This window comes from Blastococcus sp. SYSU DS0533 (assembly GCF_054050775.1).
Genome location: NZ_JBJGZZ010000011.1, coordinates 1 through 18,992, shown reverse-complemented (window position 1 = coordinate 18,992; position 18,992 = coordinate 1). Strand labels below are relative to the sequence as shown.

Below are 18,992 nucleotides of genomic sequence, written 5' to 3'. Positions count from 1 at the left end.
CCGGGCGGCACCCGGGTTGTCCCGCACATGATGCCGCAGGCCACCGCCCCGTCCAGCCCTTCCCGCACGGTCGCCGTCACCGGTGCCACCGGAGCGCTCGGCGGCCGGGTCGCCTCCCGGCTGGCCGCCGCCGGTGCGCGGCTGCGGCTGGTGGTCCGCGACCCCGGCCGCGCCCCCCGGCTGCCCGGGGCGGAGATCGCGGCGAACCCCGCCGGCTACGCCGACAGGGAGGGGCTGCGGGCTGCGCTGGCCGGGGCGCACACCCTCTACCTGGTGTCGGCCGCCGAGGCGGAGGACCGGCTGCAGCAGCACCGCACCGCCGTGCAGGCCGCCGCGGAGGCCGGGGTGGAGCGGATCGTCTACACCTCCTTCCTCGGTGCGGCGCAGGACGCGGTCTTCACCCTCGCCCGCCAGCACGCCGCGACCGAGGAGGCGATCGCGGCCACCGGTGTGCGCCACACCGTCCTCCGCCACGGCATGTACGCCGACTTCATGCCGTTCTTCGCCGTCCTGGAGGGGGAGCAGGTGGTGATCGCCGCCCCGGCCGGCGAGGGCCGGGCGTCGTTCGTCTCCCGCGACGACCTGGCCGACGTCGGTGCCGCGGTGGTGCTCGACGACTCCCCCGCGCTCGACGGCGCCGTCCTCGACGTGACCGGCCCCGAGGCGGTGCCGCTGGGCGAGGCTGCTGCGCTGCTCGGCGAGCTGACGGGGCGACCGGCCCGGTACCGGCGGCAGACGGTGGAGGAGGCGTGGGCCACCCGGCGGCCCTCCGGTGCCCCGGACTGGGAGATCGAGGGCTGGGTGAGCAGCTACGAGGCGATCGCCGCCGGCGAGCTGGCCGCGGTGAGCGACGTCGTCCAGCGGCTGACCGGCCACCCCGCCACCTCCGTGGCCGAGCACCTCCACCGGCACCCGGAGGACTGGGCGCTGCTGCGCCGCTGACGCCCCGGGCGGGTCGCCGGACGGCACCGGGGTCACGATCCGACCGCTCCGGTACGAGATCGGCCTCGCGCTGCCGATGGCGTCGGGGACGGCGGCACCGGAACGCCGCCCCGATCCGGAAGGCCGAACATGCGCTGGACGAACCTGCCCTCCTGGGCGGTTCCCTCGAACACGGGCATCCGCACCAAGGTGGTGGCACTGGCCGTCGCCAGCGTCGCCGTGACCGGCGTGGCCATGGGCGGCGTCAGCGCCTGGCAGAGCGGCCGGTTCGCCGACGACGCCGCGCAGGACATGGACGTCCTCGTCGAGGAGAACATCAGCCGCGCCGCGCGGGGCGCCTACGACCTGGTCGCCACCCAGGGCGCGTCGACGGCGATGAAGGTGGACTACGACCTCAACGCGGCGCGGTACGTGCTGCAGCAGTCCGGGGGCTTCGCGATCGACGACTCCGGCCGCAACCCCGTCACCTGGGACGCCAGGAACCAGATGGACGGCCAGGTGACCCGGGTGACCCTGCCGCGCGTGCTGGTCGGCGGCCAGTGGCTGGGCAACAACACGGACATGGCCGTCCGGACCCCGGTCGTCGACGACATCATGTCGATGGTCGGCGCCACCGTGACCATCTTCCAGAAGACCCCCGAGGGGAACTTCCTGCGCGTCGCGACCAACGTGCAGGCCGCGTCCGGTTCCCGGGCGATCGGCACCTACATCCCGGCCGTGAACCCCGGCGGCAAGCCCAACCCCGTCGCCGCCGCGGTGAGCAGCGGGCAGACCTACCGCGGCAACGCGTTCGTCGTCGACTCGTGGCTCGTGTCGGCCTACGAGCCGATCCTGGGCCCGGCCGGCGACGTCGTCGGCGTCCTCTACGTCGGCGTCAAGCAGACGAACCTGCCCGCTCTCCGCCAGGGCCTCGAGTCCACGACCATCGGCGAGAACGGCCACATCGAGGTGTACGGCGGCACCGGTGACCGGGCCGGCACCGTCCTGGTCAGCCCGGGCGGGGCGCTGGACGGCGAGGAGCTGATCGACGCGACGGACGCCGAGGGAACCCCCTACGTGCAGCAGCTCGTCGACGCCGCGCTGCCGCTGCAGGAGGGCGAGCAGGCGACGGTCCGCTACGTCGACCCGGAGCAGGGCCCCATGACGGCGCGCGTCTCCTACTACGCGCCGTGGGACTGGGTGATCGCCGCCGTCACCCGCGACGCGGACTTCGCCGGCGCGAGGGACGCCCTCGACGAGGGCCGCACGTCCATGGTCTGGGCGATGGTGCTCGCCGCGCTCGTCATCGCCGTCGTGGGCGGGCTGATCGCGCTGTGGGTCGGACGCCGCCTCACCCGGCCGCTGGCGCGCCTGCGCGACCGCATGGCCGAGATCGCCGACGGGGAGGGCGACCTCACCCAGCGGATGGACGACTCCCGCGACGACGAGGTCGGGCAGCTCTCCGGTGCGTTCAACCGCTTCGTCGACAAGGTCGCCGGCACCGTGCGCGACATCCACCGCTGCGCGCAGGAGGTCGCGTCGTCCGCCGCCGGGGTCTCCGCTGTGGCCGACGGGCTGGCGCAGCGCGCCTCCCGCAGCCGGGACCAGGCGCAGGGGGCGCACGGCGCCGCGTCGGAGATCAGCAGCAGCGTCTCGTCGGCCGCTGCGGGCGCCGAGGAGATGGGCGCCTCCATCACCGAGATCGCCCGCAGCGCCGCCGAGGCCGCCGAGGTGGGGCGCCAGGCCGCCGCGCTCGCCGAGCAGACCGAGACGACGATCGCCGCGCTCGGGGCCAGCTCCGCGGAGATCGGCGACGTCGTCAAGGTCATCTCCGGCGTCGCCGAGCAGACCAACCTGCTGGCCCTCAACGCCACCATCGAGGCGGCCCGCGCCGGCGACGCGGGCAAGGGCTTCGCCGTCGTGGCCAACGAGGTCAAGGAGCTCGCCCAGGAGGCGGCCAAGGCCAGCGAGGAGATCGCCCAGCGGGTCCAGGGCATCCAGTCCGAGACCACCGACGCGGTCCGGTCGATCTCGCGCATCGCCGAGGTCGTCCGGGCGATCAACGACCACCAGACGACGATCGCCAGCGCCGTCGAGGAGCAGACGGCGACCACCCGGGAGCTCAGCCGCAGCGTGGCCACCGCGGCGGAGGGCGCCGGCGCCGTCACCACCACGCTCACCTCGGTGCGCCGGGACGCCGACGACAGCGCGTCCGACGTGGAGCGGGCCCGCTCGGCGGCGCAGGAGCTCGACGCCCTGTCCAAGGAGCTCAACCGGCTGCTGGCGGCCTTCACCGTCTGACGAGGGACCCCGTCACGACCGGGGCCGTCCGCGGGATCACCCGCGGGCGGCCTCGATCGCCTGCCAGCGCGCCAGGTTGTAGCGGGCGTCGACCAGCGCGTCGTGCGTGCCCTGGGGCTTGGGGGGCAGCGGCGGCTGCCCGCGGTCGTCCCAGCGCTGGCGCAGCTCACGGGTGAACCGTGGGATCGGGCGCGGGAGCGCCGGCATCGCGCCCCACAGCTGGCAGAGCGCCACGTGGTCGTAGGCGGCGAGCCAGGCCCAGAGCTCGATCTCCTCCCCCGGCGCGGTCAGGAAGGAGAGCAGGTCCTCGCGGATCCGCTCCCGGCTCCGCCAGGCCTTGTCCGCCGGCGGGGGCAGCTGGTCGAGCACGTTCCGGCGGACCCACGGGATCGCCCGGTCGGGGTCGAACTCCGTGCTGACCGCGTAGAACTCCCGGCCTGTCTCGTCGACGACGCCGATGGAGACGAGGTCGATCGTGGTGCCGTCCTCGATGAACTCGGTGTCGTAGAAGAAGCGCCGCACGGCGTCCACCGTAGGTGGCGACGGCCCGGCAGACCGGTCAGGCGGCCGGTCCGCCGCCGCGCCGGGCACCGAGCGAGTGCGTGCCGAACTCGCGGCCGTCCAGCGCCGCGATGTCCCGCTCCAGCTGCGGTACCCGCTTCGCCGAGACCACCGAAGCCACCTTCTCGGCGAGGACGCCGGTGACCACCTGGCGCAGCGCGGCCACGGTGCCCACGGAGCGGGGCACGAAGACCCGGCGGCGGCGCGTCTCCAGGTTCTCCACCAGCGCCTCGGCACAGGCTTCGACCGACGTGTAGGCGCCCAGCGGCCCCGGCAGTCGGCGGCGGGTCGCGGCGAAGGTGGGCAGCGCGGCCTCGGTGTCGCGCACCAGGTCGGTGTCGATCCACGTCGGGTGCGCGCTGGCCACCGTGACGCCGCGGTGCGCGACCTCCAGGCGCAGCGCGTCACCGAAGCGCTCGACGCCGGCCTTGGAGGCGCAGTAGGCGCTCATGCCGGGGAGGACGGTGAACGCCGCGGCGGAGCTGACCAGCAGCACGTGCCCCCGGCGCTCAGCGATCGCGGGCAGGGCCGCGTGCGCGGTCAGCATCGTGCCGATCAGGTTGACCTCGATGGTGCGGGCCAGCGCGTGGGCGGAGCTGGTCATCACCGTGGTCAGCGGCGCGATGCCCGCGTTGGCGACGACGACGTCGAGCCCGCCGAAGGTGTCCACCGTGCGCCGCACCGCCCCGGCCAGCGCCTCGGCGTCGGTGACGTCGGCCTCCACCCACAGGTGCTCGGGCCCCAGCTCGTCGGCGACCCGCGCCAGCTCCTCGGGCTCCAGGCCGACCAGGGCGACGCGCGCGCCACGCGCGGCCGCCTTGCGGGCCAGCGCGGCGCCGATACCCCGCGCGGCGCCGGTGATGAGGACCGACTTCCCGGCCAGCGGGGTGCGGTGTCGTGACGCCATGGGGCTGCTCCTCGGCTCGTCGCGCTCGAATTGAGCACTGCTCAACGGCTGTTGTAGCTTGTTGACCGTTGCTCAGCAAGCCGAGGGAAGGAGCCGACCGAGGTGACCAGCACGATGCGGGCGCACGCCAGCACCTCCCCCGCCCTGCGCGAGGTCAAGGTGGCGGTCATCGGGTCCGGCTTCGCCGGCCTGGCCATGGGGATCACGCTGCGCGAGCGCGGCGAGACCGACTTCGTCCTGCTGGAACGCGCCGGGGACGTCGGCGGCACCTGGCGGGACAACACGTACCCGGGCGCTGCGTGCGACGTGCAGTCGCACCTGTACTCCTACTCGTTCGCGCCCAACCCGGACTGGCCCCGCTCCTACTCCGAGCAACCCGAGATCCAGGCCTACCTGCAGGCCACGGCCGACCGGTACGGCGTGCGGGCGCACTGCGTCTTCGGGGCCGAGGTGACCGACGCCCGCTGGGACGACGCGGCGCGCCGCTGGCTGGTGCGGACGACGGCCGGTGAGTTCCGCGCCCAGGTGCTCGTCTCCGCCGCGGGTGCGCTCGCCGACCCGACCTACCCCGACATCCCGGGCCTGGAGACCTTCGAGGGCACCGTCATGCACTCGGCGCGCTGGGACGCCTCGCACGACGTCGGCGGCGAGAAGGTCGCCGTCATCGGCACCGGCGCCTCGGCGGTCCAGATCGTGCCGGCCATCCAGCCGCGGGTGGAGAGCATCGCCGTCTACCAGCGAACGCCCGCCTGGGTGGTCCCCCGTACCGACCACCCGGTGAAGCCGTGGGCCCGCCGGCTGTACCGGCTGGTGCCCGGGGTGCAGCGCGCCGTCCGCGGGGCGCTGTACGCGCTCCGGGAGCTCCTCGTGATCGGCATGGCGAAGCGGCGGGCGTTCCTGAGGCCCGTCGGCCGTCTGGCGAAGGCGCACCTGCACCGGCAGGTCCGGGACCCGCGGCTCCGCGCGGCGCTGACGCCGGACTACACGATCGGCTGCAAGCGGATCCTGATCAGCAACGACTACTACCCCGCCCTCTGCGCCCCCAACGCCGAGCTCGTGACCGCGGGCATCGCCGAGATCCGGCCCCGCTCGATCGTCACGCAGGACGGCGTCGAACGGCCCACGGACACCCTCGTGCTCGCCACCGGCTTCCACGTGACCGACCTGCCGATCGCCGAGCGGATCCGCGGCCGCGACGGCCGGTCCCTGGCGGAGGTGTGGGCCGGCGGCATGGTGAGCAACCGCAGCACCACCGTCGCCGGCTTCCCGAACCTGTTCCTGCTGGTCGGTCCCAACGTCGGCGTCGGGCACACGTCGATGGTCTACATGATCGAGTCGCAGGTGGCCTACGTCGACGACGCGCTGCGCACCATGGCGGCCGAGGGCCTCGCCGTCCTGGAGACCACCCCGCAGGCCCAGGAGGCCTACCGCGACCTCATCGCCCGGAAGTCGCAGGGCACCGTCTGGCTCGGCGGCGGCTGCGCCAGCTGGTACCTCGACGAGCACGGCCACAACACCACGCTGTGGCCGGACTTCACCTTCCGGTTCCGGCGGCTCACCCGGAGCCTGGACCGCGAGAACTACGTCGGCGTCCCCGCCGAGGCCCCCGTGCGCACGGAGGAGGCTGCGTGACCGGCACGCTCACCCGCACCGTCCGCAGGCGCACCGCAGCCGTGACCACCTCCGACGGCGCGCGGCTGCACGCCACCGTCGAGGGCGCCGACGACGCCCCGGTCACCGTCGTCCTCGCCCACGGCTGGACCTTGTCGCAGGCCGCCTGGGACGACGTCGCCGGGCTGCTGGCCGGCCCGGTGGCCGACGGCGCGTTGCGCCTCGTCCGCTACGACCAGCGCGGCCACGGCCGCTCGACGTGGCCCGATCCCCACCCGGCGCAACCGGTCTCCATCGACCGGCTCGGCGAGGACCTGGCCGACGTGCTCGACCGGCTGGTCCCCGAAGGGCCCGTCGTGCTCGGCGGTCACTCCATGGGTGGCATGACCGTCATGTGCCTCGCCGCCGCCCGGCCGGAGCTCTTCGGCGACCGTGTGCGCGGCGTCGCGCTGGTGTCGACGTCTGCCGGTGACCTGACCTCCGACCCGCGGTCGGCGGGCGGCCGCATGGCCCGGATCCGCCCCGGCGTGCTGACCGCCGCGCTCACCGGCGCAGCCCTGATCGAGCGGCTGCGCGGGCTGGTGCCGCCGACCCACCCGCGGCACCGGAAGATGGTGCGGGACCTGCTCTACGGCGCCGATGCCACCGACGAGATGGTCCTGGAGGGGGCGCAGATCATGCACGCCTCGACCGTGCGCTCCTTCGTCGAGTTTCTGCCCGCCCTCGGCGACCACGACAAGCGGACGCGGCTCGACCCCCTCGCGCGGGTCCCCGTCGAGATCTTCGTCGGCGACAGCGACAAGCTCACCCCCGAGCGGCACAGCGCCCAGCTCGCCGAGGCGCTGCCCGCGGCCCGCCTGCACCGGGTGGAGCGGACCGGCCACATGCTGCCCCAGGAGCGCCCCCGGCTCGTCGCCGACGGGCTGCTGCGCCTCGTGTCCACCGCCACCGGCGACCGGGACCTCGCGTGAGCGGGAGCGCCCGGCCGTGACCACGCCGCCGACCGGACCGGGTCGCAGCCGCCGGTCGGCGGGCGACCGGCGGGCGCAGCTCGTGCAGATCGGCCTCGAGCTGCTGCCCACCACCCCGGTGCAGGAGCTGACCATCGACGAGGTCGCCCGCCGGGCCGGCATCAGCCGCAGCCTGCTCTTCCACTACTTCCCGAGCAAGCGCGACTACTACGCGGCCGTGACCCGGGCGGCGGCGGAGCTGCTCTGGACCCACCTGCTGCCCCGCCCCGGCGCGGCCGGGGCGGGCACCCCCGCCGCCACCGTCGACGGGATGCTCGACCGCTACGTCGGCTGGGTGGAGACCTACCGCGAGACCCACCTGGCCTTCGTGCGCGGCGCCGCGGGCGGCGACCCCTGGGTGGCCGAGGTGTACGCGGAGACCCGTGACCGGCTCGTCGAGGTGGGGCTGCGCACCCTGGGGCTCCCGGGCGACGCCCGCCGCCGCCAGCTCGTGCTGGCGTTCTTCGCCTTCACCGAGGACCTCGTCGCGCAGTGGGTCCTGGAGCCGACGATGCCCCGCGACGAGCTGCTCACGCTGCTGCGCGACGTCCTCGACCGGCTGCTGCCGCGTTAGCCCGCGAGCGTCGTCGGGGCGCGGTCGGCGGCCTCGGCGACCGGAGGCTGGAGGGTCGCGACGACGTCGTGCGCGCTGGCACCGGTGGCGTCCATCGACTTCTTCACCGCGGCGCCGTAGACGTCGACGTACTCCTGGCCGGACAGGGTCATGATCTCGTACATGATCTCGTCGGTGACCGAGCGCTCGACGAACCGGTCACCGGCCAGCCCCTCGTAGCGGCTGAAGTCCAGCGGCTCACCGATGCGCACGCACACCTTCAGGAGGCTGCGGCCGAACGGCAGACGGCGGGAGGTGTAGACCATCGCCACCGGGACGACCGGGACGCCGGTCTCCAGCGCCATCCGCGCGACGCCGATCTTGCCGCGGTACAGGCGGCCGTCCGGCGAACGCGTGCCTTCCGGGTAGATGCCGAGCAGCTTGCCCTCGCGGAGGATGCGGATGCCGGTCCGGATCGCGTCCTCGGCAGCCGAGGCGCTGGAGCGGTCGATCGGGACCTGCCCGGCACCGGCGAAGAACGCCCGCTGGAGGAAGCCCTTGACCCCCGAGCCGGTGAAGTACTCGGCCTTGGCGAGGAACGTCACCCGGCGCTTGAGCTGCAGCGGCATGAAGATCCAGTCGGCCGCCGAGAGGTGGTTGCTCGCCAGGATGGCCGCACCCGACGCGGGCACGTGCTCGATGCCCTCGACCTTGGGGCGGAAGACCAGGCGCGCCACCGGGCCGATCGCGACGAACTTGAGGAACCAGTAGAACAACACGCCTCCCTCGGGGACTGCCAGACTAGGGAGCCTGGGGCCGGGATCACAATCCGAGCCCACCGTGAGCCAGCCGACACCGGCGCGACGCCGGATGCCCAGGAGGAGCGCCGTGGCCGGACCGACCGCCGTCCCCGAGGTGATGCCCGGCGCGGAACCCTTCGAGCTACCCGGGGGCGACGGGCCCGAGGGGCGCACCGGGGTGCTGCTCGTCCACGGGTTCACCGGGACGCCGATGAGCATGCGGCCCTGGGGGGAGCACCTCGCGGCCGAGGGCTTCACCGTCCGGTGCCCGCTGCTGCCCGGGCACGGCACCCGCTGGCAGGACTGCAACGCCAGCACCTCCGACCAGTGGACGGCGACGGTCGAGCATGCCTTCGACGAGCTGGCCGCCCGCTGCGACCGGGTCTTCGTCGCCGGGCTGTCGATGGGCGGGACGCTCGCCACGCGGCTGGCCGAGGTCCGCCCGGACGAGGTCGCCGGGCTGCTGCTGGTGAACCCGGCGCTGCTCACCCGGCGGCTGGACGCGAAGCTGCTCCCGCTGCTGGCCCGCGTCACCGCCAGCTGGGCCCCCATCGCCAGCGACATCAAGAAGCCAGGCGTGACCGAGCTGGCGTACCCCCGCCTGCCGATCCGGGCCATGATGCAGCTGCGCGGCCTCTGGGCCGCGACCCGCGCCGACCTGGGCCGGGTCACGTCGCCGGTCATCGTCTTCCGCAGCGCCGAGGACCACGTCGTGGAACCGGTGAACAGCACCATCCTGCTCGCCGGGGTGGCGAGCGCGGACACCACCGAGGTCGTGCTGGAGGACAGCTACCACGTGGCCACCCTGGACAACGACGCCCCGCTGGTCTTCCGCCGCTCCGCGGAGTGGATCCGCGCCCGCGTGCCCGCCGGCGAGCCCGGCGCCCCGTCGGGCGGGCTCCGGTGACCGACCGGCGCGGCCGGGGACGCCGCGACAACGGGCTGGACGCCGTGCTCTGGAGCCCGGTCCGCGACGTCGACCCGCGGGTGGGCGAGCACCTCCTGGACGTGCTCGAGGCCGCCGGCATCGCCGCCTACCTGGAACCGGCCGCCGATGTCGGCCCCTACACCCGTTCGGTGGTGCTACCCAGCCCGCCCTCGGACCGGCTGTTCGTCGACCGGGCGCGCAGCGCCGAGGCGCGCGGACTGGTGGAGCAGCACGCCGACGAGCACCCCGTCGAGCGGCGGGTCCCGCGCCGGCCCGCCGGGCGCGACCTGGACGAGGACGCCGAGTGGCGGCGCATCGTGGCCGCGTTCGAGGCCGAGCACGGTCGTCCGGTGGTCCAGGAGGCACCCGCGGACCCGCCACCCCCCGCCCCCCACGAGGTGCCGGTGCTCGACCGGCCCGAGGAGCACTACGAGCCGCCGGCACCGCCCCCGCTGCCGGTCCCGGCGCCCGCCGTGCTCTACGCCCTGCTCCTGGTGCTCGCGGGCATCCTGCTCATCGGCGTCCCCTCGGTCATCGGCCTCTCGGCGGACGCGGGACTCGTGCTGGGCGTGGCGGTGATCGCCGGCGGGGTCGCGCTGCTGGTCTCCCGCATGCGCGACCGCTCCGACGACGGCGACGACGGGGCCGTGGTCTGACGTGGCCACCACCGCGACCGTCACCGTGACCGGCCACCTCGTGGACACGGGCGTCCTCGCCCGCATCCTCGACGACGTCCTCGAGTACGGGGGCGACTACCGGATCGAGAGCCTGGATCTCGGCCGGCATCACGAGGACGAGTCCCGGGCGCTGATCATCGTCAGCGCGGACCAGCCCGAGCGGCTCGAGCGGATCCTCATGCGCGTGCAGGTCCACGGCGCCAACGCCGTCGACCCGGGGACGGCCACGACCCGGCCCGCCCCCGCCGACGGCGTCTTCCCCGACGACTTCTACTCGACCACCAACCTGGAGACCCTCGTCCGGCTGGACGGCGAGTGGCTGCGGGTACGCAACCCCGAGATGGACTGCGGCCTCGTGGTGACCACCGAGGAGGGCGGCACCGTGGTGCGCACGGTCCCGGTGAGCGACGTGCGGGCCGGCGACGCCGTCGTCTGCGGGGCGCACGGCGTGCGGGTGGAGCTCCCGGCGCAGGCGCCGCGCGGCGAGGAGGACGACTTCGGGTTCATGTCCTCGGCGGTGTCCAGCGAGAAGCCGCAGGCGCTGCTGGTCCGCCAGATCGCGGAGCGGATGCGGGAGGTCAAGGCCGCCGGGCAGCGGGTGCTGTGGGTGGCCGGCCCGGCCGTGGTGCACACCGGAGCCGCCCCGGCGATGGTGCGGCTGGTCCGCGCCGGCTACGTCGACGTCCTCTTCGCCGGCAACGCCCTGGCCACCCACGACATCGAGTCGGCGCTCTTCGGCACCTCGCTGGGCGTCGACCTCGCGAAGGGCGCGGGGGTGCCGCACGGCCACGAGCACCACATCCGGGCGATCAACACCATCCGCGCGGCGGGGTCGATCGAGGCGGCGGTGGACTCGGGCGTCCTCACCGGCGGTGTCATGCACGCGATGGTGCAGGCGGGCAAGCCTTTCGTGCTGGTCGGCTCGGTGCGTGACGACGGCCCGCTGCCCGACGTGCACACCGATGTCATCGAGGGTCAGCGGGCGATGCGCGCCGAGCTGCACGACGTCGGCTTCGCGATCATGGTGGCGACGATGCTGCACTCCATCGCCACGGGGAACCTGCTCCCGGCCTCGATCCCGCTGGTGTGCGTCGACATCAACCCCGCGACGGTGACGAAGCTGGCCGACCGGGGCAGCGCCCAGGCGATGGGCATCGTCACCGACATCGGCCTGTTCCTCGAGCAGCTCGCCCGCGAGCTCTGCTGAACGTCGACCTGCCGGCCGACACCGCGATCAGGAGCCGTCCCCGACGTGCGCTGAGCCGTTGCGTCGCCCCTGCGCGGACCCCTCCGGGGCCCACTCGGGGCGACCGTCAGGCTTCTCGTTCGGCGACGGCCTTCCGCACGAGGTCGGCGGCACCGACGATGCCGGCCTGGGCACCGAGCGCGGCGGCGACGACGCGCGGCCCCGGCCGGAACCCGCGGCCGGGCAGGGCTCGCTCGAGGCGCTCCCGCGCCGGGCCGAGCACCATCTCGCCGAGCACGCTGACCCCGCCCCCGATCACCACCACCTCGGGGTCGAGCACGGCGGCGAGGTCGGCGATCCCCTGCCCCAGCCAGCACCCGACCTCGGTGACCAGCTCCAGGGCGAGCGGGTCGCCGTCGTGGGCGGCGCGGGCCACGTGCTCGCCGGTCAGCCGCTCGGGCTCGCAGTCCACCCGCTCGAGCAGCAGCGCGGCGGCGGCCGGCGACGTGCGGGCCACCTCGCGCGCGGTCTGGCCCAGCGCCGTGCCGCTGGCGTACTGCTCCCAGCAGCCGCGGTTGCCGCAGGCGCACAACCGGCCGTCGGGGACGACGCGCATGTGCCCCCACTCCCCCGCGACCCCGTGCGATCCGCGCCGCAGCCGCCCGTCGAGGACGATGCCCCCGCCGATGCCCGTCCCCAGGGTGATCATCAGCGCCAGGTCGGCGCCGCGGGCGGCGCCGTAGCGGTACTCGGCCCAGGCCGCGGCGTCGGCGTCGTTGCCCACCCACAGCGGGCGCTGCAGGCGCGCGGCAAGGTCCTTGCGCAGCGTCGAGTTGCGCCACGCCAGGTGCGGGCTGAACAGCACGGTGTCCCCGGTGCGGTCGAACCACCCCGCGGCGCCCACGCCGACCCCGACGATCTCGCCGTCGTGCCCGGCGGCGAGCTCTTCGACGACGGCGGCGATCGCGTCCTCGGTGTCGCTCACCGAGGCGCCGGGCGTCGCCCGCCGCGCGGTGGCCAGGATCGAGCCGTCGGGGGCCACCAGCCCGCCGGCGACCTTGGTCCCGCCGATGTCGATGCCGAGCGCCGGCAGAGCCGTCACGTCCGGCACGGTCACGCGATGTCGATCCGCTGCACGGCCGGGTGCCCGGCCGCCGGCTCCCCCGGATCGGCGCCTGCGGCCTCACCGGCACCGTCGGCCGGCGGCTCGGCGAACGTCCGCAGGGCGGTGGCCGCGGCCGTGAGGACGTCGGCCAGCGCCGCGGTCACCTCGGGGCGCTCGCCGCGCAGGACGGCGGCCGCCTGGCAGACCGGGCACCAGCGGCAGTCGTCACCACCGTGCTCCGCCGCGCCGGTGGCGGGGGTCTGCCCCGCCTGCGCGCGGACGGCGTCGAAGAGGCGGCGGGCCTGCTCGGCCCAGTCGGCACCGCTGGTCATCTGGTCCTCTCCTCGGCCGCCAGGAGGTCGGCCGGCCACTGCTGCGGATCCGGGCGGAAGCTGATCTCGAGGTGCGCGGCGGCGGCGCCGGGGGCGAGCAGTCGGCCCCCGGTCACCTCGCACCGGCGCAGCAACGAGTCCAGGCGCAGCGAACGACGATCATCCCCCACGGACACCACGAGGTCATCGCCCCACCGGGTCAGCCCGACGTCGGCGCGCTCGGCGAAGGGCAGCGGCACGGCCAGCCGCCACCCGACCTCGCCCCGCTCCGGGCCCGGCGGCACCGGTCCGCCCGAGGCGGGGAGGTCCAGCCCGTCGAGCAGCGCGGTCGCACCGGCCACGTCCGCCGGCGGCACGGCGAGCTCGGGGACCTCGTGCACCGGCGCCACGTCCGCGAGCCCGCCCCGGGCGGCGTCCTGCTCGGCGGCCCGGGCGCGCCACCACTCCCCCGGCCCACCGGCGGGGAGCACCCGGGCGAGCACCGCCGCGACCCGGAGCCCGTGCAGACCGAGGACGGTGGCCGCGTGCCGCACCGCCGGCACCGCGGACCGCTGCGCCCCCGTGACGACCCAGACCGCCGTCGCGGTGGCCTCGGTGAGCCGGTCCCGGGCGAGCAGCCGCTCGACGGCGGGCAGGGCGTCCAGCACGGTGTCCAGGGGCCCGCGGGGGGCGACGCCGGCCGCCACCGACGCCGTCCGGACGGCGGCCAGCGCACGCGCCGTCGGCGGCAGCGCCTGGTCCAGCCACCAGCGCAGCGAGCCGGGCAGGGCGGCGAGGGTGAGCCCGTCCGCGAGCGGTCCGGCGTCGACGACCACCAGGTCGGCGTCCGCCGAGCCCAGCGCCGCCAGCAGCGCGAGCTCCCCGGCGCCGGGCACCGGCACCACCGACGTCGCCGGCGGCAGCTCCAGGTGCGGGAGCAGGGCGCCCAGGGCCTCGGCCGAGGCGCCCCAGAGCTCCTCGACCGCCCGGCGCCCGTCCACCCGCCGGACCTGCAGGCCGGGCACCTCGTCGAGTCCGGGGAGGGCGGCCGGCCGGCGGGACAGCAGCAGCGTGCCCCGGCCCGCCCGGGCGGCGCGCACGGCGGCGGCCGCGGCCACCGTCGACGACCCCGCCCCGCCGGAGCCGGTGACCAGGAGCGTGCGCACGGCGGCTCAGCCCTCGACGCGCTTCTTGAGCTCCTTGAGCGCGGTGTCGAGGATGACCTTCTCCGCCTTCCGCTTGATCATGCCGAGCATCGGGATGGAGAGGTCGATGGTGATCGAGTAGGTGACCTCGGTCCGGCCACCGGTCTCGACGAGGGTGTAGGAGCCCTCCTGCCGCTTCTGCATCTGGCCCTTCACCAGGGTCCAGGAGACGCGGCGGTCGTCGTCCCACGTGTACTCCAGGACGTAGTCGTCCTTCACCGCCCCCGCGTCGAGCACGAAGTGGACGCGGCGGGCCCGCCCGTCCGCGCCGGTCTCGAGCACCTCGACCTTCTTGGCGGCGCCGACCCACTGGGGGTAGGACGGGAAGTCGGCGATCACCGCCATGACCTCGGCCGCAGGCGCCTCGACGACGATCGACTGGGTGGACTGGTCGGCCATGGGCAGCAGGCTAGCCGCTCGGCCCCCGGCCGGCCCCGTGCACCGCGGCACGCCGCTACTGCCCGGTAGCACCAGCGGCTAGATTGGCCCGGACGTCCCCGCACCGGGGCCTCGGGCGACGGAGCCCGGCGGGCGGTCGGGGAGGAGAGGACCGGGCGTGCGCGAGTTCAGCGTTCCTGCAACCCACGAGGTGGGCCCCGACGAGGCGCTCACCGACATGCTGGCGGCCAACGTCGCCGGGCACGGTGACGAGGTCGGCCTCCGGCGCCGGGTGGACGGCCGCTGGACCGACGTGACCTGGCGGCAGTTCGGCGAGGAGGTCCGGGGCGTCGCCAAGGGCCTGGTCGCCGCGGGGGTGGCCGCCGGGGACCGGGTCGCGCTGCAGGCGAAGACGCGCTACGAGTGGACCGTCCTCGACTACGCCATCTGGACCGCCGGCGCGGTCGTCGTCCCCATCTACGAGACCTCCAGCGCCGACCAGGTGGCCTGGATCCTCTCCGACTCCGGTGCCACGGTCGCCGTCGTGGAGCGCGACGAGCACGCCGCTGCGATCGAGTCCGTCCGCGACCAGGCCCCGGAGCTGAAGGCCGTCTTCGTCATCGACGACGGCGCGGTGGAGCAGCTGACCGCGACGGGCACGGACGTGCCCGACGGCGAGCTGGACGCCCGCCGCGCCACGCTCCGCGCCGACAGCCTCGCCACGCTGATCTACACCAGCGGCACCACCGGCCGCCCCAAGGGCTGCGAGCTGACGCACGGGAACTTCCTGTTCGAGATCGGCAACGGCATCACGCTGCTCGACCGGTTCATGAACGTGCAGGGGTCGCTGCTGCTGTTCATCCCGCTGGCCCACGTGCTCGCCCGGGTCCTGCAGGTCGGCGCCATCAAGAACCGGACGGTCATCGGCCACACGCCGGACGTGAAGAACCTCGTCGAGGACCTCGGCGAGTTCAAGCCCACGTTCGTGCTCGCCGTCCCGCGGGTCTTCGAGAAGGTCTACAACTCGGCGAAGGCGAAGGCCGAGGGCGACGGCAAGGGCAAGATCTTCGACCGGGCCGCCCAGGTGGCGATCGACTGGTCGCGCGCCCAGGACACCGGCGGTCCGGGGCTGGGGCTCCGCGTCCAGCACGCGCTGTTCGACAAGCTCGTCTACGGCAAGCTGCGCGCGGCGCTCGGCGGGCGCTGCCTCGGCGCCATCTCCGGCGGGGCCCCCCTCGGTGAGCGGCTCGGTCACTTCTTCCGCGGCATCGGGGTCACCGTCTTCGAGGGCTACGGCCTGACCGAGACCACCGCGGCCGCCTCGGTGAACCACGACGAGGCGCTGCGGATCGGCACCGTCGGCCGCCCGCTGCCCGGTGTCGCCTTCTCGGTCGCCGAGGACGGCGAGCTGCTCATCCGCGGCGGCATCGTGATGCGCGGCTACTGGAAGAACGAGGACGCCACCCGGGAGGCGATCGACGCCGACGGCTGGTTCCGCACCGGTGACCTCGGCGAGATCGACGACCAGGGCTTCGTCCGGATCACCGGCCGCAAGAAGGAGATCCTGGTGACCGCGGGCGGCAAGAACGTCGCCCCCGCCGTGCTCGAGGACCGGCTGCGGGCGCACCGCCTGGTGAGCCAGTGCATCGTCGTGGGCGACCAGCGGCCGTACATCGCCGCGCTGGTGACCCTCGACGAGGAGGCCCTGCCGCAGTGGCTGGAGTCCAAGGGCAAGGACGCCGGGCTCACGGCCGCCCAGCTGCGCGAGGACCCCGACCTGCTCGCCGAGCTCGACGCCGCGGTGACGGAGGCCAACAAGGCGGTGTCCCAGGCCGAGGCCATCAAGAAGTTCACGGTGCTGGCCACCGATTTCACCGAGGACAACGGGATGCTCACGCCGAGCCTGAAGCTCAAGCGGAACGTCGTCATGAAGGAGTTCGGCTCCGACGTGGAGGCGCTCTACTCCCGCTGAACAGCTCGGCCGAGGCCCGTCGCGCGAACCCGCGCGGCGGGCCTCAGTGCGTCGTGAGGAGGTCGGCGAACGTCGCGGCGATGGACGTCCACGACCAGCGCTGCTCGACCCAGGTGCGCCCCGCGGCGCCCATCGCACGGGCGCGCGCCGGGTCGTCGAGCAGCCCGGCCAGCGCCGTCGCCACCGCGTCGGGCGAGCGCGGGTCCACCACGTGCCCGGTGACGCCGTCCCGCACGGCCTCGGGTGCACCGCCGGAGGTGCCGGCCACGACCGGGCGGGCGCACGCGGCGGCCTCGAGGAACACCATGCCGAGCCCCTCCACGTCCAGCCCCCCGCGACGGGTGCGGCACGGCATGGCGAAGACGTCGCCGGCGGCGTAGTGCGCGGGCAGCTCGGCGTGGTCCACCGGCCCGGTGAGGACGACGGAGCCCTCCAGACCCCGGGCGGCGACCGCGCGGCGGAGCTTCCCCTCGTCCGGCCCGCCGCCGACCAGCAGCAGCCGCGCGGCCGGGTGGCGGGCCAGCACCTGCGGCCAGCCCGCGACCAGCACGTCCTGCCCCTTGCGGGCGACCAGCCGCGAGACGCAGGCCACGACCGGCGCGTCGCCCAGGCCGTGCCGCTCGCGCACCGCGGTGCCGTCGACCTGCGGCGTGAACCGGTCGATGTCGACCCCCGGGGAGAGCTGGGCCAGCCGGGTGCGCCCGCCCAGCGGTGGCGCGAGGCGGTCCCGCGTGTACTCGCTGATGTAGGTGAGGACGTCCAGGCCCGAGGCGATCCGCTGCATCACCTGCCGGCTCCCCGGAAGGGCCACCCAGCCGGTCTCGTGCCCGTGCGTGGCCCCCACCAGGTGCCGCACCCCGGCGGCGCGCAGGGTGGGTGCGAGCAGCCCCAACGGCGCGGCCGCGCCGAAGAAGGCGCTGTCGCAGCCGTACCGCCCCACCAGGTCCACGGCCGCGCGCGCCGTCGCCCGGGTCGGGAGGAGCATGCCGGTCGGCCGGCGCACCACCGGGTAGGGCAGGGCCGCGTCGTGCTCGGCCGAACCCGGGTGGTCCGACGCCAGCACCACCAGGGAGTCCGGTGGCCGCCGCTCCAGCAGCGCGGCGACGAAGGTCTGGATGCCCCCCTGCCGCGGCGGGAAGTCGTTGGTCACGACGAGCGTCCGCTTCACTCGCCCTCCAGCCGGCTCCAGTCGGCGGCCATCGCGATGCGCTGCGCGGTCGTCGGGTGGCTGCCGAAGAACCAGTGCCAGGCCGCCGGCGGGTCCGGGTCGCCGAGGTTGGTCCCGGCCAGCCGCTGCTGCATCTCGACGAACGCCTCCGGGTCGCGGGTGAGCTCGAGGGCGTGGAGGTCCGCGCGCTCCTCGATCTGCCGGGACACCAGGTTCTGCACCGGCGTGGCGAACAGCCCGCCGGCGGACACGAGGAAGAGCAGGAGCGGGACCACGCGCGGGTCACCGGGGCGTTCGACGCCGGCCCGGCGGAGCAGCGGTGTCCAGGTGAGCAGCCAGCCGAGCAGCGCGGTGGCCGCCCCCGCGCCGAGGGCACCCATCAGCGTCCCGGTGAGCACGTCGTCGGCGGCGACGTGGCCCAGCTCGTGCGCCACGATGGACTCGATCTCGGCGTCGGGCAGCTCACCGAGAAGGGTGTCGTAGACGACGATCCGCCGGGTCGAACCGAAGCCCGACACGTAGGCGTTCAGCGCGGTCGTCCGCCGGGAGGCGTCGGAGACCAGCACGTCCTGCACCGGTGTGCCGTTCTCCTCGGCGAGGGCGAGCAGGTCGCTGCGCAGCTCCCCCGCCGGCAACGGCTCGAAGGAGTTGAACGCCGGCTCGACGACCACCGGGTAGAGGAACGACCCGACGACCACCAGGCCGGACGCAGCCGCTCCGGCCCAGGCCCACCAGGTGCGCGGGGCGCGCCGGACGAGCCAGAGGAGGGCCAGCACCACCACGACGGTCAGCGCCGCGCTGATGGCGAGGGACACCGCGACGTCGCGGAGCCACAGCCACCAGCCGCGGGTGGAGAGCCCGTAGCTCCTGCGCACCGACTCCGCGTAGGCCGAGATCGGGAGGGTGACCAGGCGACCCAGCAGCAGCAGGACCGGCACCGCCACCAGCACCTGGACGAACCACCGGCCGGAGAGGCGGGCACCCACGGCCCGCACGAGGCGGGCGCCCAGCGGGGTCAGCCCGAGCACCGCCGAGACCGCCAGGCCCAGCACGAGGGAGAGCAGGGAGGCCGGGCGGAGGGCGCTCGCGAAGGCCTCGGCGCGCTCGATCCGGTCGGGATCCAGGCCGGCGGTCGGATCGGGCTCGGTGTACTCCCCGGGCGGTTCCGGCAGCAGGGTCCACGGGGTGCGCACCGCGATGACGACGCCGACGGCGATCCCCAGCAGGGCCGCGGCCACCAGGGCGGCCCGGCGAGCGTTCACCCGGGCGATCCTAGGTGTACCGAGCCATCACGTTGGTGCCAGTCGGCTGATCGGGGGCTCCCCGCCGAGGGCGCTGTGGCGGCGTTGAGTGTTGTAGTGCTCCAGCCAGGGAGCAAGCGCGGCTGAGCGCTGGTCG

The 18,992-nt window shown here is 74.9% G+C and carries 19 protein-coding genes; 9 read left to right on the top strand and 10 right to left on the bottom strand.

The genetic code is table 11. The features are described 5' to 3' along the window. The first annotated feature begins 30 nt into the window (after positions 1-30). Together ACI79W_RS13860 and ACI79W_RS13855 are read left to right on the top strand one after the other, a co-directional pair. Positions 31-942: an SDR family oxidoreductase gene (locus ACI79W_RS13860; RefSeq protein WP_456562666.1), complete on the top strand. Its 912-nt coding sequence runs from the start codon at positions 31-33 to the stop codon at positions 940-942. A gap of 129 nt (positions 943-1,071) precedes the next feature. Further along, positions 1,072-3,222: a methyl-accepting chemotaxis protein gene (locus ACI79W_RS13855; protein WP_456562665.1), complete on the top strand. Its 2,151-nt coding sequence runs from the start codon at positions 1,072-1,074 to the stop codon at positions 3,220-3,222. A gap of 36 nt (positions 3,223-3,258) precedes the next feature. Here the strand turns inward: ACI79W_RS13855 and ACI79W_RS13850 are convergent, their stop codons facing one another. Together ACI79W_RS13850 and ACI79W_RS13845 are read right to left on the bottom strand one after the other, a co-directional pair. Further along, positions 3,259-3,744: a polyadenylate-specific 3'-exoribonuclease AS gene (locus tag ACI79W_RS13850; RefSeq protein WP_456562664.1), complete on the bottom strand. Its 486-nt coding sequence runs from the start codon at positions 3,742-3,744 to the stop codon at positions 3,259-3,261. Positions 3,745-3,781: 37 nt separating this feature from the next. Continuing rightward, positions 3,782-4,690 (bottom strand): SDR family oxidoreductase, encoded by a 909-nt coding sequence (locus ACI79W_RS13845; RefSeq protein ID WP_456562663.1) that lies wholly within the window; start codon positions 4,688-4,690, stop codon positions 3,782-3,784. Between the two features lie 102 nt (positions 4,691-4,792). Between ACI79W_RS13845 and ACI79W_RS13840 the strand changes: the two genes are divergently transcribed. The 3 genes from ACI79W_RS13840 to ACI79W_RS13830 are packed head-to-tail and all read left to right on the top strand — an operon-like array spanning position 4,793 to position 7,885. Then, positions 4,793-6,322, top strand: a complete 1,530-nt coding sequence (locus tag ACI79W_RS13840; protein ID WP_456562662.1) for a flavin-containing monooxygenase — start codon at positions 4,793-4,795, stop codon at positions 6,320-6,322. Next, positions 6,319-7,272, top strand: a complete 954-nt coding sequence (locus ACI79W_RS13835) for an alpha/beta fold hydrolase (RefSeq protein ID WP_456562661.1) — start codon at positions 6,319-6,321, stop codon at positions 7,270-7,272. Before ACI79W_RS13840 ends, ACI79W_RS13835 begins: the two co-directional genes overlap by 4 nt. A 16-nt stretch (positions 7,273-7,288) precedes the next feature. Beyond that, entirely contained in the window at positions 7,289-7,885 is a 597-nt protein-coding gene (locus tag ACI79W_RS13830) for a TetR/AcrR family transcriptional regulator (RefSeq protein ID WP_456562660.1), read from the top strand. On the opposite strand, the gene ACI79W_RS13825 is transcribed toward ACI79W_RS13830, so the two are convergent. Continuing rightward, a complete protein-coding gene (locus ACI79W_RS13825) occupies positions 7,882-8,643 on the bottom strand; it encodes a lysophospholipid acyltransferase family protein (protein ID WP_456562659.1) in 762 nt (253 codons plus the stop codon). The genes ACI79W_RS13830 and ACI79W_RS13825 overlap by 4 nt on opposite strands. Before the next feature lie 109 nt (positions 8,644-8,752). Here ACI79W_RS13825 and ACI79W_RS13820 point away from each other — a divergent pair, with 109 nt between their 5' ends. The 3 genes from ACI79W_RS13820 to ACI79W_RS13810 are packed head-to-tail and all read left to right on the top strand — an operon-like array spanning position 8,753 to position 11,476. Beyond that, the gene (locus ACI79W_RS13820) at positions 8,753-9,571 is read left to right on the top strand and encodes an alpha/beta hydrolase (RefSeq protein ID WP_456562658.1); all 819 of its coding nucleotides are present in this window, start codon (positions 8,753-8,755) and stop codon (positions 9,569-9,571) included. Then, on the top strand, positions 9,568-10,248 hold the full coding sequence (locus tag ACI79W_RS13815) for a hypothetical protein (protein ID WP_456562657.1): 681 nt from the start codon (positions 9,568-9,570) through the stop codon (positions 10,246-10,248). Before ACI79W_RS13820 ends, ACI79W_RS13815 begins: the two co-directional genes overlap by 4 nt. Position 10,249: 1 nt before the next feature. Then, complete coding sequence (locus tag ACI79W_RS13810) at positions 10,250-11,476, top strand: ornithine cyclodeaminase, nickel-pincer nucleotide-dependent (protein WP_456562656.1); 1,227 nt, start codon at positions 10,250-10,252, stop codon at positions 11,474-11,476. 106 nt (positions 11,477-11,582) lie between these two features. On the opposite strand, the gene ACI79W_RS13805 is transcribed toward ACI79W_RS13810, so the two are convergent. From ACI79W_RS13805 to ACI79W_RS13790, 4 genes are read right to left on the bottom strand one after another with little or no spacing between them, the layout of a single operon-like run. Beyond that, a complete protein-coding gene (locus ACI79W_RS13805) occupies positions 11,583-12,557 on the bottom strand; it encodes an ROK family glucokinase (protein ID WP_456562655.1) in 975 nt (324 codons plus the stop codon). Positions 12,558-12,568: 11 nt separating this feature from the next. Further along, on the bottom strand, positions 12,569-12,892 hold the full coding sequence (locus ACI79W_RS13800; protein ID WP_456562654.1) for a hypothetical protein: 324 nt from the start codon (positions 12,890-12,892) through the stop codon (positions 12,569-12,571). Further along, on the bottom strand, positions 12,889-14,037 hold the full coding sequence (locus ACI79W_RS13795; RefSeq protein ID WP_456562653.1) for an ArsA family ATPase: 1,149 nt from the start codon (positions 14,035-14,037) through the stop codon (positions 12,889-12,891). The genes ACI79W_RS13800 and ACI79W_RS13795 overlap by 4 nt, the downstream gene beginning before the upstream one ends. Before the next feature lie 6 nt (positions 14,038-14,043). Continuing rightward, entirely contained in the window at positions 14,044-14,475 is a 432-nt protein-coding gene (locus ACI79W_RS13790; RefSeq protein ID WP_456562652.1) for an SRPBCC family protein, read from the bottom strand. A gap of 157 nt (positions 14,476-14,632) precedes the next feature. Here ACI79W_RS13790 and ACI79W_RS13785 point away from each other — a divergent pair, with 157 nt between their 5' ends. Next, positions 14,633-16,426, top strand: a complete 1,794-nt coding sequence (locus ACI79W_RS13785) for an AMP-dependent synthetase/ligase (protein ID WP_456562651.1) — start codon at positions 14,633-14,635, stop codon at positions 16,424-16,426. Positions 16,427-16,469: 43 nt separating this feature from the next. Here the strand turns inward: ACI79W_RS13785 and ACI79W_RS13780 are convergent, their stop codons facing one another. From ACI79W_RS13780 to ACI79W_RS13770, 3 genes are all read right to left on the bottom strand, one after another. Beyond that, positions 16,470-17,594 (bottom strand): glycosyltransferase family 4 protein, encoded by a 1,125-nt coding sequence (locus ACI79W_RS13780; protein WP_456562650.1) that lies wholly within the window; start codon positions 17,592-17,594, stop codon positions 16,470-16,472. Beyond that, a complete protein-coding gene (locus tag ACI79W_RS13775) occupies positions 17,591-18,856 on the bottom strand; it encodes a M48 family metallopeptidase (RefSeq protein ID WP_456562649.1) in 1,266 nt (421 codons plus the stop codon). The genes ACI79W_RS13780 and ACI79W_RS13775 overlap by 4 nt, the downstream gene beginning before the upstream one ends. Before the next feature lie 27 nt (positions 18,857-18,883). After that, on the bottom strand, positions 18,884-18,992 hold a 109-nt coding region (locus ACI79W_RS13770; protein WP_456561255.1), incomplete at its 5' end, for an integrase core domain-containing protein.

Excerpts from the sequence above, each read along its gene's own strand:
- ACI79W_RS13800 (WP_456562654.1), bottom strand. The coding sequence starts at position 12,892 with ATGACCAGCGGTGCCGACTGGGCCGAGCAGGCCCGCCGCCTCTTCGAC.
- ACI79W_RS13855 (WP_456562665.1), top strand. The coding sequence starts at position 1,072 with ATGCGCTGGACGAACCTGCCCTCCTGGGCGGTTCCCTCGAACACGGGC.
- ACI79W_RS13790 (WP_456562652.1), bottom strand. The coding sequence starts at position 14,475 with ATGGCCGACCAGTCCACCCAGTCGATCGTCGTCGAGGCGCCTGCGGCC.
- ACI79W_RS13860 (WP_456562666.1), top strand. The coding sequence starts at position 31 with ATGCCGCAGGCCACCGCCCCGTCCAGCCCTTCCCGCACGGTCGCCGTC.
- ACI79W_RS13845 (WP_456562663.1), bottom strand. The coding sequence starts at position 4,690 with ATGGCGTCACGACACCGCACCCCGCTGGCCGGGAAGTCGGTCCTCATC.